Origin of the sequence: Streptomyces sp. NPDC060031 (assembly GCF_042736805.1) — a bacterium.
Lineage (GTDB): Bacteria > Actinomycetota > Actinomycetes > Streptomycetales > Streptomycetaceae > Streptomyces.
On the sequence record NZ_JBHWVM010000079.1, the window covers coordinates 1 to 12,509 of the forward strand.

Annotated in this window: 15 protein-coding genes; 9 read left to right on the forward strand and 6 right to left on the reverse strand. The window is 72.1% G+C overall.

Going from position 1 to position 12,509, the window contains the following annotated elements; translation table 11 throughout:
* Nucleotides 1-183 precede the first annotated feature (183 nt).
* A complete protein-coding gene (locus ACFWB8_RS28180; protein WP_385232973.1) occupies nt 184-1,149 on the reverse strand; it encodes an alpha/beta fold hydrolase in 966 nt (321 codons plus the stop codon).
* Between the two features lie 132 nt (nt 1,150-1,281).
* Here ACFWB8_RS28180 and ACFWB8_RS28185 point away from each other — a divergent pair, with 132 nt between their 5' ends.
* The 4 genes from ACFWB8_RS28185 (at nt 1,282) to ACFWB8_RS28200 (ending at nt 3,088) form a co-directional block, all read left to right on the forward strand.
* Nucleotides 1,282-1,497 (forward strand): hypothetical protein, encoded by a 216-nt coding sequence (locus ACFWB8_RS28185; RefSeq protein ID WP_385232976.1) that lies wholly within the window; start codon nt 1,282-1,284, stop codon nt 1,495-1,497.
* 137 nt (nt 1,498-1,634) lie between these two features.
* On the forward strand, nt 1,635-2,273 hold the full coding sequence (locus ACFWB8_RS28190) for a TetR/AcrR family transcriptional regulator (RefSeq protein ID WP_365918689.1): 639 nt from the start codon (nt 1,635-1,637) through the stop codon (nt 2,271-2,273).
* 164 nt (nt 2,274-2,437) lie between these two features.
* Complete coding sequence (locus ACFWB8_RS28195; RefSeq protein WP_365918691.1) at nt 2,438-2,665, forward strand: DUF3107 domain-containing protein; 228 nt, start codon at nt 2,438-2,440, stop codon at nt 2,663-2,665.
* 123 nt (nt 2,666-2,788) lie between these two features.
* Nucleotides 2,789-3,088 (forward strand): hypothetical protein, encoded by a 300-nt coding sequence (locus ACFWB8_RS28200; protein ID WP_385233067.1) that lies wholly within the window; start codon nt 2,789-2,791, stop codon nt 3,086-3,088.
* A 91-nt stretch (nt 3,089-3,179) separates the two neighbouring features.
* On the opposite strand, the gene ACFWB8_RS28205 is transcribed toward ACFWB8_RS28200, so the two are convergent.
* Nucleotides 3,180-3,938 (reverse strand): ferritin-like fold-containing protein, encoded by a 759-nt coding sequence (locus tag ACFWB8_RS28205; RefSeq protein WP_385232980.1) that lies wholly within the window; start codon nt 3,936-3,938, stop codon nt 3,180-3,182.
* 466 nt (nt 3,939-4,404) lie between these two features.
* On the opposite strand from ACFWB8_RS28205, the gene ACFWB8_RS28210 reads away from it, so the two are divergent.
* The 3 genes from ACFWB8_RS28210 (at nt 4,405) to ACFWB8_RS28220 (ending at nt 7,488) form a co-directional block, all read left to right on the forward strand.
* A complete protein-coding gene (locus ACFWB8_RS28210; protein WP_385232983.1) occupies nt 4,405-6,279 on the forward strand; it encodes a DEAD/DEAH box helicase in 1,875 nt (624 codons plus the stop codon).
* Nucleotides 6,280-6,375: 96 nt separating this feature from the next.
* Entirely contained in the window at nt 6,376-7,239 is an 864-nt protein-coding gene (locus tag ACFWB8_RS28215) for an alpha/beta hydrolase (protein ID WP_385232985.1), read from the forward strand.
* Nucleotides 7,240-7,335: 96 nt separating this feature from the next.
* Nucleotides 7,336-7,488 carry a hypothetical protein gene (locus ACFWB8_RS28220; RefSeq protein ID WP_099889616.1) on the forward strand — a complete coding sequence of 51 codons (153 nt, stop codon included), beginning with the start codon at nt 7,336-7,338 and terminating at the stop codon, nt 7,486-7,488.
* Nucleotides 7,489-7,552: 64 nt separating this feature from the next.
* Here the strand turns inward: ACFWB8_RS28220 and ACFWB8_RS28225 are convergent, their stop codons facing one another.
* The 4 genes from ACFWB8_RS28225 to ACFWB8_RS28240 form a co-directional block, all read right to left on the reverse strand.
* Nucleotides 7,553-8,158, reverse strand: a complete 606-nt coding sequence (locus ACFWB8_RS28225) for a MarC family protein (protein WP_385232988.1) — start codon at nt 8,156-8,158, stop codon at nt 7,553-7,555.
* 61 nt (nt 8,159-8,219) lie between these two features.
* Entirely contained in the window at nt 8,220-9,086 is an 867-nt protein-coding gene (locus tag ACFWB8_RS28230) for a PHP domain-containing protein (RefSeq protein WP_385232991.1), read from the reverse strand.
* 78 nt (nt 9,087-9,164) lie between these two features.
* Nucleotides 9,165-9,809 carry a DUF6758 family protein gene (locus ACFWB8_RS28235; protein WP_385232994.1) on the reverse strand — a complete coding sequence of 215 codons (645 nt, stop codon included), beginning with the start codon at nt 9,807-9,809 and terminating at the stop codon, nt 9,165-9,167.
* Between the two features lie 71 nt (nt 9,810-9,880).
* A complete protein-coding gene (locus ACFWB8_RS28240; protein ID WP_385232997.1) occupies nt 9,881-10,465 on the reverse strand; it encodes a suppressor of fused domain protein in 585 nt (194 codons plus the stop codon).
* Nucleotides 10,466-10,829: 364 nt separating this feature from the next.
* Here ACFWB8_RS28240 and ACFWB8_RS28245 point away from each other — a divergent pair, with 364 nt between their 5' ends.
* Both ACFWB8_RS28245 and ACFWB8_RS28250 read left to right on the forward strand, forming a co-directional pair.
* Nucleotides 10,830-11,954, forward strand: a complete 1,125-nt coding sequence (locus ACFWB8_RS28245; RefSeq protein ID WP_385233000.1) for a magnesium and cobalt transport protein CorA — start codon at nt 10,830-10,832, stop codon at nt 11,952-11,954.
* A 31-nt stretch (nt 11,955-11,985) separates the two neighbouring features.
* Nucleotides 11,986-12,498 carry a hypothetical protein gene (locus ACFWB8_RS28250; protein ID WP_385233002.1) on the forward strand — a complete coding sequence of 171 codons (513 nt, stop codon included), beginning with the start codon at nt 11,986-11,988 and terminating at the stop codon, nt 12,496-12,498.
* The last annotated feature ends 11 nt before the right edge of the window (nt 12,499-12,509 follow it).

A 12,509-nucleotide genomic window follows, 5' to 3' on the forward strand; every position in this document is an offset into this window, starting at 1 on the left:
CGCCGTACGCGACGCGCGCCGGAGGCACGTATCCCTGGTGGATGACGGTGGGTTCGGGGCGCTGCCGGGCCCGGGGCTCCTCGTACGGGAAGACCGGCGCCGGGGCGGCCGCGGGCCCGGGGGCCGGGGCAGGCGCCGGCGCAGGGGCGGGGTCCTTGCGACTATGTCGTCCCACGGTCGTCCTCAGCCCTTGCCGTTTTCGTCGTCGAGCAGCCCCCGGAAGGCGGTCGCGACCACCTCGGGGTGCTCCATCATCGCCACGTGCCCGACCTCGGGCAGGCACAGCAGCCGCGAGCCCCGGAAGGACGCCGCGGCCTTGCGGGCCATGCGGTACGAGACCAGTTGGTCCCGGCCACCGTAGACCAACAGCGTGGGGGCGAGCACCCGCTGCGCCTGGCGCCACAGTCCGTGCTGCCCGCCGAGGGTGTACGCGTCGACGATCCCGCGCGAGGAGCGGGTCAGCGCGTCCCAGAAGTGCGGCAGGGCCAGGCGCCGTTCCATCTCCTCGACCGCGTGCGCGAACGCCTCGGGCGTCACCTGGGAGGGGTCCCCGTAACAGAGGCCCATCACCCCCCGGGTGCGCTGCTCGGCGGTCAGGTCCCGGGTGAGGCGGCTGAAGAGGGCGGCCACCCCGGGCACCGCGAGCAGCGCGGTCGGCACGGCCGACTTCTGTACGCGCAGCTCGGGCAGGGCGGGCGAGATCAGGGTCAGGGTCCGCACCAGGTCGGGCCGGACGGCCGCGACCCGGGTGGAGACGGCGCCGCCGAGGGAGTTGCCGAACAGGTGCACGGGCCCGCGGTCGGCGACGTCGAGGTGCCGGATGACCGCGCGGGCGAGTCCGGTGACGGAGTAGTCCCGGTCGGCGGGTGGCGGCGACCAGCCGAAACCCGGCAGGTCGAGGGCCTCCCCGTCGACGGTGTCGGCGAGGCGCGCCATGAGTGCGGACCAGTTCTGCGAGGACCCGCCGAGCCCGTGTACGAATAGCGCGGGCGGCAGACCGGCACGGAGCGGCGTGCGTACCCGGACGGTCAGGTCCAGTCCGGGCAGCCGGTCAGTGCGCAGCTGCTCACCCTCGGCCATCCGGACGGCTCCCACCTGGGAAGACGGCTCGGCGGTGGACCGCACACCCGGAAGCTCGGTCGAAGACATGGGGCAATGTTACGAGACGATCACGTCCGGACTCTTGTGTTCGCCGTCACAGCGGCGCCGCGGGTGCATGCGGATCCGCCTAGCGGGGTATCCGCGATCCTCCTACGCTCGTAATGAGAGGAGGGGAGCCCCATGACTGTCGACCCCGCAGAACCGGAAACCTTCCAGGAACAGCTCCAGGAGGCGCCCGACGTCGAGGCACCCGAGGCGGATGCGGCCGAGCAGCGGATCGAGCTGCAGCCGAGCGAGGACGAGCCGGTCGCCGCACCGGAGCGGGGCGAGGCCGCGGACGGTGATGCGGCCGAGCAGGCCCGGGTGGTGCCCCTGGACGAGGACGACTACCGCTGACTACCCCTTGACCAGCGTCTCCGACCGGTCCGTACCGCGAGAAAACTCGGCTTGAACCCTCCAGATTCGGTTACCGAAAAGTACGATGGCGGCGCGGCGCAGAGCGCACTGTGTTCTTAGAGAAAGTGGGAGGCGGCGTGACAGCCATCGAGCAGACCGAGGCAGCGCGTCCGCGGGGCACGCGACTGCCGCGCCGAGCCCGGCGCAACCAGCTGCTGGGCGCGGCCCAGGAAGTCTTCGTCGCGCAGGGTTACCACGCCGCGGCGATGGACGACATCGCCGAGCGCGCCGGGGTCAGCAAGCCGGTGCTGTACCAGCACTTCCCGGGGAAGCTCGACCTCTACCTGGCACTCCTGGACCAGCACTGCGAGGCCCTGCTGCTCGCCGTGCGCACCGCGCTGGCGTCGACGACCGACAACAAGCTGCGCGTGGCGGCGACGATGGACGCCTACTTCGCGTACGTGGAGGACGAGGGTGGCGCCTTCCGGCTGGTCTTCGAGTCCGACCTGACGAACGAGCCGGCCGTGCGCGAGCGCGTGGACCGCGTGTCGCTCCAGTGTGCCGAGGCCATCTCCGACGTCATCGCCGAGGACACCGGCCTGTCGAAGGACGAGTCGATGCTGCTGGCCGTGGGCCTGGGCGGCGTCTCGCAGGTCGTGGCCCGGTACTGGCTCTCCAGCGAGAGCCCGGTCGCGCGGGACACCGCGGTGGGACTGCTGACCTCGCTGGCATGGCGCGGTATCGCCGGTTTCCCGCTGCACCCGACGGACGTTTGAGGCGGCGTTGACCGGCCGCTGACCGGCCGCGGACCGGCCGCTCAGCGGTGCTGTTCGCTGCGAGCGTGTCCGCCATGCGGCTGACACGTCCTCTCTCCGGGCTAATGTGGACCGGGTAACGGCGCGGCTGATCGCGCGAACCGGACCGTCGGAGGGACAAGGCCGTGGAGGTCAAGATCGGCGTGCAGCACGCACCCCGGGAGATCGTTCTGGAGAGCGACCTGAGCGCCGAGGAGCTGGAGAGCATCGTCGCCGCCGCTCTGTCCGGCCAGGCGCCGCTGCTGAGCCTGACCGACGTCAAGGGCCGCAAGGTCCTGGTGCCGTCCGACCGCCTGTCGTACGTGGACTTGGGCGAGCCCAGCGCGCGCAAGGTCGGTTTCGGCGCGCTCTGAGCAGCTCCGAGAACTGAAGAGAACGGCCCGGTGGTTGATCCCGCCGGGCCGTTTCTCATTCCTCCGCTTCGGGTAGGACCGCAGTGACCCGGTTTGCCCCGACGTAATGGGAGGAACCCCATGCTGCTGATCGAAGCGCTCGGCTCTGCCCTGCTGGGCCTGGCCCTTTCGGGAGCGGCCGTGCGATCGCTCCCGCAGCGGCTGCCCTCCCCGAGAGTCGTGCTGGTCAGCGGGACGCTGGGAGCGCTTTTCGGGGCCTACCTGACGCACACCGCGCTGGGCCCCGGTCACAGCACCGTCTTCGCGACCTTCGGCGGCGGACTGCTGGTGGCGGGGGTGGTCCTGTCGCTGCTGCTGCGCCCGGGCGGGCGCACCGGGAGGTCGTCCCCCCGGACTCCGTTTTCGCTTCCGACGCGGGGCTGAGTAGCCCTCCCCCGGATACGCCTCGGCCCCGGCGCGGAAGCTTCCGCGGCCGGGGCCGGCGTACGAGCCGACGCACGAGCGCCGATGAGCCTTAGGCGGCCAGGCCCAGCGCGGCCATGCGCCTGGTGTGGGCCTTGGTGATGCGGGTGAACATCTCGCCGACGGCCGCGAGGTCGAAGCCCGCGGCCATGCCGTCGACGCCGCCCACCAGCATGGTGGAGAGCGCGTCGCGCTCGGCGACCACGCGCTGGGCCTGCGAGAGCGCCTCGCCCATCAGCCGGCGGGCCCACAGCGCGAGCCGGCCGCCGCAGCGCGGGTCGGCCTCGATGGCGGCGCGGACCTTCTCCACGGCGAAGCCGCCGTGGCCCGTGTCGTCCAGCACGCTGACGACGAGCGCGCGGGTGTCGGTGTCGAGGTGGGTGGCGACCTCGCGGTAGAAGTCGCTGGCGATGGAGTCGCCGACGTACGCCTTGACCAGGCCCTCCAGCCAGTCCGACGGCGCGGTCTGGCGGTGGAAGTCGTCGACGCCCTTCGCGAAGGGCTCCATGGCGGCGGTGGGCTCGGCGTCGATCGCCGCGAGCCGGTCGCGCAGCCGCTCGAAGTGATGGAACTCGGCGGAGGCCATCTTCGCGAGCGCGGCCTTGTCGTCGAGGGTGGGCGCGAGCTTCGCGTCCTCCGCGAGGCGCTCGAAGGCCGCGAGCTCTCCGTACGCCAGCGCGCCGAGCAGGTCCACCACGGCGGCCCGGTACTGGGGCGAGGCGGAGGCGGTGGCCCAGTCCTGGGCGGCGATGCCGGCCGCCTCGGCGGGGGCGCTGTCGTCGGCGGGCGATGCGTTTTCTACGGTCGACATGCTCCGCACAATAGCTCGCCGAAAGGCATCACGAACCACCTGGTCAGTCCACCTAAACGCGCCTACCTGGTGAATTCACCCGACACACCTGCGCGATTCCGGGGTACAGTGGTAATGCGCCTGCCGAACACTCGGCGGGCCATCCGAATGAGGATGCCCGGTCGGTGGCCCGATCGGCTCCAACCCGACCGCCCTCGGTGTGAAGCGTACGTTCATACGTACCGCCTCCCACGAGGGGCCCCCTCAGCGGCACAAGCGCTTGAGCGAAGGCTCGTGGTCCCGCGCAGCTTTGTACGTACGTCGCAGTACTGCAAGCCAGGCACGGTACGACCCCCCCTCGCCGCCTCGCGCCGCGTCTCACAGAAGAGGCAGCACCCTGACTACGTTCCGAGACCTCGGGATCTTCCCCGAGACGGCCGAAGCCCTCGAGGCCATCGGCATTGTGTCCCCCTTCCCGATCCAGGAGATGACCCTCCCCGTCGCCCTTTCCGGCACGGACGTCATCGGCCAGGCGAAGACCGGTACCGGCAAGACGCTGGGCTTCGGCCTTCCCCTGCTGGAGCGCGTTGTCGTCCCCGCGGACGTCGAGGCCGGCCGGGCCACGCCCGAGCAGCTGACCGACGCCCCGCAGGCCCTCGTGGTGGTTCCGACCCGCGAGCTGTGCACCCAGGTGACCAACGACCTCCTGACCGCGGGCAAGGTCCGCAACGTCCGCGTCCTCGCCATATACGGCGGCCGCGCGTACGAGCCCCAGGTCGAGGCGCTCAAGAAGGGCGTCGACATCATCGTCGGCACCCCGGGCCGCCTGCTCGACCTGGCCGGGCAGAAGAAGCTCGACCTCTCCCACGTCAAGGCGCTCGTCCTGGACGAGGCCGACGAGATGCTCGACCTGGGCTTCCTGCCCGACGTCGAGAAGATCATGAACTACCTGCCGGCGAAGCGTCAGACCATGCTGTTCTCGGCGACCATGCCGGGCGCGGTCATCGGCCTGGCCCGCCGCTACATGACACAGCCGACCCACATCCGCGCCGTCTCCGAGGACGGCGAGGGCGCCACGGTCGCCAACACCACCCAGCACGTCTTCCGCGCGCACAACATGGACAAGCCGGAGCTCGTCTCCCGCATCCTGCAGGCCGAGGGCCGCGGGCTGGCCATGATCTTCTGCCGTACGAAGCGCACGGCGGCCGACATCGCCGAGCAGCTCGAGAAGCGCGGCTTCGCCTCCGGCGCCGTCCACGGCGACCTGGGCCAGGGTGCGCGCGAGCAGGCGCTGCGCGCGTTCCGCAACGGCAAGGTCGACGTGCTGGTCTGCACCGACGTCGCCGCGCGCGGCATCGATGTCGAGGGTGTCACCCACGTCATCAACTACCAGACGCCGGAGGACGAGAAGACCTTCCTGCACCGCGTGGGCCGTACCGGCCGCGCGGGCAACAAGGGCATCGCCGTCACCCTGGTCGACTGGGACGACATCCCGCGCTGGCAGCTGATCAACAAGGCGCTGGAGCTGGACTTCCACGACCCGGTCGAGACGTACTCCACGTCCCCGCACCTGTTCGAGCAGATGAACATCCCGGCCGGCACCAAGGGCATCCTGCCGCGCGCCGAGCGCACGCGGGCCGGCCTGAAGGCCGAGAACCTGGAAGACCTGGGCGAGACCGGCGGCCGTGGTGGCCGTGGCGGTCGCGGCCCGGCCGCCCCCGCCGCCGCCGCGGTGGTCGAGGACCGTCCGGACCGTACCCGTACGCCGCGTCAGCGCCGCCGTACGCGGAGCGGGTCGGAGCTGGGCTCCGAGACCGCCGCCCTGCCGGTGACCCCCGTCACCGAGGCCCCCGAGGCCCCCGAGGCTCCGGCCGCCGACGAGGCGCGCAAGCCGCGCCGTCGCCGGACCCGCGTGTCCGCCGGCGCCGCTGCCGCCGCCGCGGTGGCCGACTCGGCCGTGGTCGAGGCCGTCGTGGCCGAGGCGCCCGCTGCCGTCGTCGCCCCGGTCGTGGTTCCGGCCCAGGCCCCGGTCGCCGAGGAGGCTCCGGCCAAGCCGAAGCGCACGCGGACCCGCAAGGCCGCCGTCGCCGAGGCCGTCGTGGCTCCCGCCCCGGTCGCCGTGGCCGAGGAGGCTCCGGTCCAGCCGAGGCGCGTCCGGACCCGCAAGGTCGTCGAGACCGCCCCCGAGCCGGACTTCCAGATGGCCCCGCCCGTGGAGCCGGTCAAGGCCCGCCGTACCCGGACCCGCAAGGTCGCCGAGGCCGCGCCGGTCGTCGCCGAGGCCGCCGCGGTGGCCGAGGAGGCTCCCGCCAAGCCGAAGCGCACCCGGACCCGCAAGGTCGCGGCCGCGCCGGAGGCGTAAGCAGCACGCACCACCGCCGATGGCCCGGTTTCCCCGTCCAGGGGGCCGGGCCATCGGCCTGTTCGCGGGCAATGACCGGCCAGTAACGTGAGCGCCATGAGCAAGCCGCCGCGCCTCACCCTGCCGCCCGAAGCCCGCACGTACCGACTGGCCACCGCCCGCGGCGAATTCGCCGTGCACGAGGCCGGTGAGCCGGTGCGCGGCACCGCCCTGCTGATCCCCGGCTACACCGGCAGCAAGGAGGACTTCATCGGCCTCCTGGAGCCCCTCGCCGCCGCCGGGTACCGGGTGGTCGCCGTCGACGGGCGCGGGCAGCACGAGAGCCCCGGCCCGCGCGAGGAGTCCCCGTACGCCCTGGAGGAGCTGGCCCGCGACGTACTCGCCCAGGCCGCCGGGCTGGGCGACGGCCCGCTGCACGTGCTCGGCCATTCGCTCGGCGGCCTGATCGTACGGGCGGCCGTGGTGCGCGACCCGCGGCCGTTCGCGAGCCTCACGCTGATGAGCACCGGTCCCGGCGCCGTCTGCGAGGACCAGCAGGCACGGACGAAGCTGCTGATCGCCGCGCTGGAGGCGATGGGCGATGACATGCCGGTGATCTGGGCCGCGATGCGCGCCCAGGACCCGCGCGACGCCCCGCCGGAGTCCCCCGAGCTCACGGCCTTCATGCGGGGGCGCTGGCTGGCCACCGTGCCCGAGCAGCTGATCGTCACCGGCCGGACGCTGATCAGCGAGCCCGACCGGATCGACGACCTCACGCGCGCGGCGCCCGGCCTGGCGAAGCTCGTGCTGTCCGGGGAGTCGGACCCGGTGTGGCCCGTCTCGCTGATGGACGAGATGGCCCGGCGGCTGGGCGCGGACCGGGTGGTCATCGCGGGTACGGAGCATTCCCCGAACGCCGAGGCCCCGGCGGCCACGGCAGCCGCGCTGGCGGCGTTCTGGGACTCCTGCACCCGGCAGTAGTTAGCCAGTGAAAAAATTTCCTTAGCGTAGGGAATGTTTGCGACTTACACTTCGTTAACCCTGTGCAAGGAGAACACTGACGAAGGGAGAAGCCCCGTGCGCTTCGAGATTCTGCGCCTGGACGACGTCGACGGATCCGCCGTGGACAGCACCGTCGTGGACGCGGCCTCCGTCAACCGGATCGTGCAGCAGGCCGCGTCTGTCGGCCAGCGCATTCTGATCCGACCGGCCGAGAGTGCGTCCTCCTGACGCTTGGCACACGACGACGAACGCCCCCGCACCGGATCGGTGCGGGGGCGTTCGCATGCGTGCGTCAGGACGTGTGGACGACCTGGAGCACACCGTTGATGATCTGCTGGACGGCGATGGCGGAGAGCATCATGCCGGCCAGCCGGGTCACGAGGACGACGCCGCCGTCCTTGATGACCCGGATGATGACGAGCGAGTACCGCATGACCACCCACAGCACGACGTGCATGGCGATGATCGCGGTCCAGACGGAGACCTGGCCGCTGACTCCGTCGGCCTTCTGCACCGCCAGGATGACGGACACGATCGCGCCGGGCCCGGCCAGCAGCGGCATGCCGAGCGGGACGAGGGCGACGTTCACGTCCTTGGTCTGCTTCGGCTCGTCGGTCTTGCCGGTGAGCAGGTCGAGCGCGATGAGCAGGAGCAGCAGACCGCCCGCGATCATCAGCGCCGGGACGGAGACGTGCAGGTAGTCCAGGATCTGCTGACCGCAGATGCCGAAGACGGCGATGACCCCGAAGGCCACGCAGACGGCCTGCCAGGCCATGCGGCGCTGCACCTTGGCCGGGCGGCCGGATGTCAGGGCGAGGAAGATGGGCGTGATTCCCGGCGGGTCCATAATCACGAAAAGCGTGAGGAAAAGGGATCCGAAGACGGCAAAATCGAACACAGTGATGCCTTGCAGGAGAGGGGTGTTGCGAAGAAAAGGGACGGGTCGGGACGGCGCTCGCTCAGGCGCCGACGCGTCCGCCGGCGCCGGGGACGGGGAAGGCCCCGGTGGCGCGGCGCGTGATCTCGCCGTAGATCTCGGGGTCGGTCGTGTACTCCCCGAGACGGCAGGTCTTGCGGCTGCCGTGGTAGTCGCTGGACCCGGTGGTCAGCAGGCCGAGCTCGCCGGCCAGGCCGCGCAGCCGGGCGCGGGTGGGGGCGTCGTGGTCCATGTGGTCGACCTCGATGCCGTCGAGACCGGCTGCGGCGAGCGCGGCTATCGCCGCCTCGGGCACGCACCGGCCGCGCTTGACGGCGGCCGGGTGCGCGAAGACGGTGACGCCGCCGGCCGCCTTGACCAGGCGGATGGCGTCGAAGGGGTCGAGCTCGTGCTTCTGCGCGTGGGCGCGGCCGCCGTCGGCGAGCCAGTCGGGGGTGAAGGCGTCCGAGACGGTGGGGACGACCCCGAGCTCGACGAGCGCGGTGGCGATGTGCGGGCGGCCCACGGAGCCGTCGCCGGCGATGCGCGCCACCTGCTCCCAGGTGACGTCGACGCCGAGCGCCCGGAGCTTGCCGACCATGGCCTGGGCGCGGGGCGTGCGGTCGTCCCGTACGAGTTCCCGCTCGCGGGCGAGTTCGGGCTCGTCGGGGTCGAAGAGGTACGCGAGCATGTGCAGCCCGACCCCGTCGAGGCGGCAGGACAGCTCCGCGCCGGTCACCAGCGTCAGCCCGGCGGGCACGGCGGCGATCGCCTCGGCGTACCCGCGGACGGTGTCGTGGTCGGTCAGCGCGACGACGTCCAGCCCGGCCGCGGCCGCGTGGCGCACCAGCTCGGCGGGGCTGTCGGTCCCGTCCGAAGCCGTGGAGTGGGCGTGCAGGTCGATGCGCACAGCCGAGCTCCAGGGTGTTTCGTTCGAACGGGTGGGGGCGCCTCCCCGCGGTAGCTGGGGAACTCCAGGATAACCGGGCTAGGAGGGGCTCAGGATGCGCGGGCTCAACGCGCCGCAGGGGAGGAGTTCGACCTCTGCTCCCGCGTCGCGCAGGTCGGTGAGGACGAGCTCGTCGTACATCAGGAGGCCGGTCTGTTCCGGCCAGACGATCGCCCAGAGCCACAGGCCGCGCGCCTCGCCCGCGAAGACGGCCCGGTCGTCGGGGGCTCCCTTGAGGTGCCACAGCGGTGTCGGGCGGCCCGCCGCGACCACCTTGGTGTGCGGGGTCGACGATACGTCGATGTACGAGCCGGGGTCCGGGCCGTCGATGCCCGCGTACCGCGCGCCGAGGCCCACGCCGAGCTCCTCCGCGACCAGCAGCAGCTCGCCGATGCCGCCCAGCGGCCCCGGCCCCGAGCAGGCGACGGCGGTGGCCCGGCCCCCGCTGCGGTCGTCACCGGCCGACGCGGCCCCGGTGAACAGCCATCCGACCGGCAGCGGCCACGGCATCCAGACCGGCACCTGCGCTCGGTGCACGACGACGCCCAGGCCCTCGACGCTCGGCGGGATGACGGGTTGCAAGGGATGCACGGAACCGTGCACCGCGCACTGCCAGGAGTCGGCGAAAAGCCCGGGCGCCCTGACCCGGCCACCGCACTTCGGGCAACTCGGTTCGCCCCTCATGGGAAGCCACGTTCCTCCCCGCCCGGCGCCCCGTCAAGACGCGATCACCCGTCCGGGGGGCCGGACACGGATCAGTCCAGGGCGACCGCGTTGCGCAGGGGGTCCCGCAGATCCGTGCCGCGCGCGAGCCAGCGCTCCTGGAGGGCGGCCGCGCCGTGCACGCGCTTCCACGCCGCCTCGTTGGCGGTCATGGGCAACAGGGGCAGGAAGCGCACCGGGTCCATCGGGTCGTCCAGTTCCAGGTCTTCCACCAGGCCGCCCGGTTCCGCCACGAGCACCGAGCTGAACGGCGCCCCGTCCCACAGCGGTTCGCCGACGTCGAGCGAGGCGCCCGGGGCCACGATCAGCCCCTCGACCATCGGGGAGGCGGCCAGGACCGCGAGCGGCCGCAGCAGCTTGTCGGTGGCCGCCAGCCCCGCCCGTACGGTCAGCACGAGCTCGGCGCGCGGTCCGCGCACCGGGTCGGCGACCACGGCCGTCGGATCGGTCATCGGGTGCGCGGACATGCCGAGCGTCGCGTACCGCACGAGGTCGCCCTCGGCGAAGCGGAGTACTTCGATGCGGTCGGTGCCCAGGAAGGTGACGGCGGCGCGGGCGTCGGGTTCACCGAACGTGCTGCGCAGCCGGGCCTCGACGAGAGCCAGAATTTCTGCCATGGAGCGAGCATAGAACTCGTATCAGCCGGGTAAAGGGCGGGTCTTGACCATCCGTCGGCTGTTAGTGTTGCCAGCTGGCCGGGGCCGCACGCAGCGGGCCCGCGGCAACAGGACGTCCTCCACGGGGGACCGGCCGGAGGAGGTGGGGCTGCGGTGGATCGAAGTCGATCGTGCAGTACCAATCGCTCTTCCACTTCCCTCTCGGGCGATTCGCGCCCCTTGTGATCTTCTGATCAGTAGAAGAGCGACGGCAGAACTCAGTCCTCCCGTCCTGCTTCCCTCCGGCTGACCAGGCCTGCCCGCCCGCAGCCAGGAGGGTCTCCCACCCGTACGGTCCGCAGCCGTGCGCGCGAAGGAGCCTGCCATGTCGATGCTGCCCTACCTCCGTGCCGCCGTCCGTCCGGCGCTGCGCAGGTCCACCCCCGCACAGCCCGGCTACGACACCACCCGTGACCCGTCCGCGAGCAGCGCCGTGGTGGACTGCGCCGTGTACCGCGACGGCCGGCGCGAACCGCGCCGGCCGGGGGCGGCCGGTCTGACGCCCCGTGAGGCGATGCGCCGGGTCCGCGAGGACGGCGGCTTCGCCTGGATCGGCCTGCACGAGCCGACCGAGGCGGAGTTCGCCGGGATCGCCGCCACCTTCGGGCTGCACCCGCTCGCCGTCGAGGACGCGGTGCACGCGCACCAGCGGCCGAAGCTGGAGCGCTACGACGAGACCCTCTTCACCGTCTTCAAGACGATCCACTACGTCGAGCACGCCGAACTGACCTCCACGAGCGAGGTGGTGGAGACCGGCGAGGTGATGTGCTTCACCGGCCCCGACTTCGTCATCACCGTCCGGCACGGCGGCCAGGGCTCCCTCAAGGGCCTGCGCCACCGCCTCCAGGACGACCCCGAACTGCTCTCGCGCGGCCCCTCCGCCGTCCTGCACTCCATCGCGGACCACGTCGTCGACGGGTACATCGCGGTGGCCGCGGCCGTTCAGGACGACATCGACGAGGTGGAGAGCGAGGTCTTCGCCGCCCCCGCCAAGGGCGCCGTGCGCGGCGGCGACGCGGGGCGCATCTACCAGCTCAAGCGCGAGGTGCTGGAGTTCAAGCGGGCCGTCGCCCCGCTGCTGCGGCCGATGGAGCTGCTCAGCGAGCGGCCGATGCGGCTGGTGGACCCGGCCATCCAGAAGTACTTCCGCGATGTCGCGGACCACCTGGCGCGCGTGCACGAGCAGGTCGTCGGCTTCGACGAGCTGCTGAACTCGATCCTCCAGGCCAACCTCGCGCAGGCGACGGTCGCGCAGAACGAGGACATGCGCAAGATCACCTCCTGGGCGGCGATCATCGCCGTGCCGACGATGATCTGCGGCGTCTACGGGATGAACTTCGAGCACATGCCGGAGCTCCAGTGGCGCTACGGCTATCCGATGGTGATGTGCACGATCGTCGGGATCTGCCTGACGATCCACCGCGCCCTGCGCCGCCACGGCTGGCTGTAGCCGCTCCAGGGGGACCCCCTACCCTGTGCGCATGACTCTCAGCGCGCTCGACCTGGCCCTCGTCGAGGAGGCCACGAAGAAGTCCGGTCTCATCTGGGTCCGCGGCAGCGGGGCCGACCGCCCGCTGTGGCACGCCTGGGTGGACGGCGCGGCCCACGTGCTGGGCGACGGGCCCGGGGAGCAGCCGTTCCCCGGTCTGGCGGACGGGGCGCCCGCCGAGGTGACCGTGCGCAGCAAGGACAAGGGCGGCCGGCTCGTGGCGTGGACCGCGACCGTACGGGAACTCGTACCCGGCGGTGAGCAGTGGGAGGCCGCGGTCGCCGAGCTCAAGGGCAAGCGGCTGAACGCGCCCGACTCGGAGGAGATGACGGAGCGGTGGGCGCGGGAGTGCCGGCTGCTGCGCCTGGAGCCGGAGTCGGTGCGCACGGAGCTGCCCGTCGGGTCGCTGGCCGCGGTACCGCCGGCCTCGCCGGCGACGACCCGCGAGCCGATCCCCGCGGGCTTGCCCAAGCTGCTGCTGAAGCGCAAGAAGGCGGCCCGCTAGCCCCCGGGGGC

What these genes read in the sequence shown, in the direction of transcription:
- ACFWB8_RS28180 (WP_385232973.1), bottom strand. Translation starts at nt 1,149, where the DNA reads ATGTCTTCGACCGAGCTTCCGGGTGTGCGGTCCACCGCCGAGCCGTCT.
- ACFWB8_RS28185 (WP_385232976.1), top strand. Translation starts at nt 1,282, where the DNA reads ATGACTGTCGACCCCGCAGAACCGGAAACCTTCCAGGAACAGCTCCAG.
- ACFWB8_RS28205 (WP_385232980.1), bottom strand. Translation starts at nt 3,938, where the DNA reads ATGTCGACCGTAGAAAACGCATCGCCCGCCGACGACAGCGCCCCCGCC.
- ACFWB8_RS28210 (WP_385232983.1), top strand. Translation starts at nt 4,405, where the DNA reads ATGACCCTCCCCGTCGCCCTTTCCGGCACGGACGTCATCGGCCAGGCG.
- ACFWB8_RS28215 (WP_385232985.1), top strand. Translation starts at nt 6,376, where the DNA reads ATGAGCAAGCCGCCGCGCCTCACCCTGCCGCCCGAAGCCCGCACGTAC.
- ACFWB8_RS28235 (WP_385232994.1), bottom strand. Translation starts at nt 9,809, where the DNA reads ATGAGGGGCGAACCGAGTTGCCCGAAGTGCGGTGGCCGGGTCAGGGCG.
- ACFWB8_RS28240 (WP_385232997.1), bottom strand. Translation starts at nt 10,465, where the DNA reads ATGGCAGAAATTCTGGCTCTCGTCGAGGCCCGGCTGCGCAGCACGTTC.
- ACFWB8_RS28245 (WP_385233000.1), top strand. Translation starts at nt 10,830, where the DNA reads ATGTCGATGCTGCCCTACCTCCGTGCCGCCGTCCGTCCGGCGCTGCGC.
- ACFWB8_RS28250 (WP_385233002.1), top strand. Translation starts at nt 11,986, where the DNA reads ATGACTCTCAGCGCGCTCGACCTGGCCCTCGTCGAGGAGGCCACGAAG.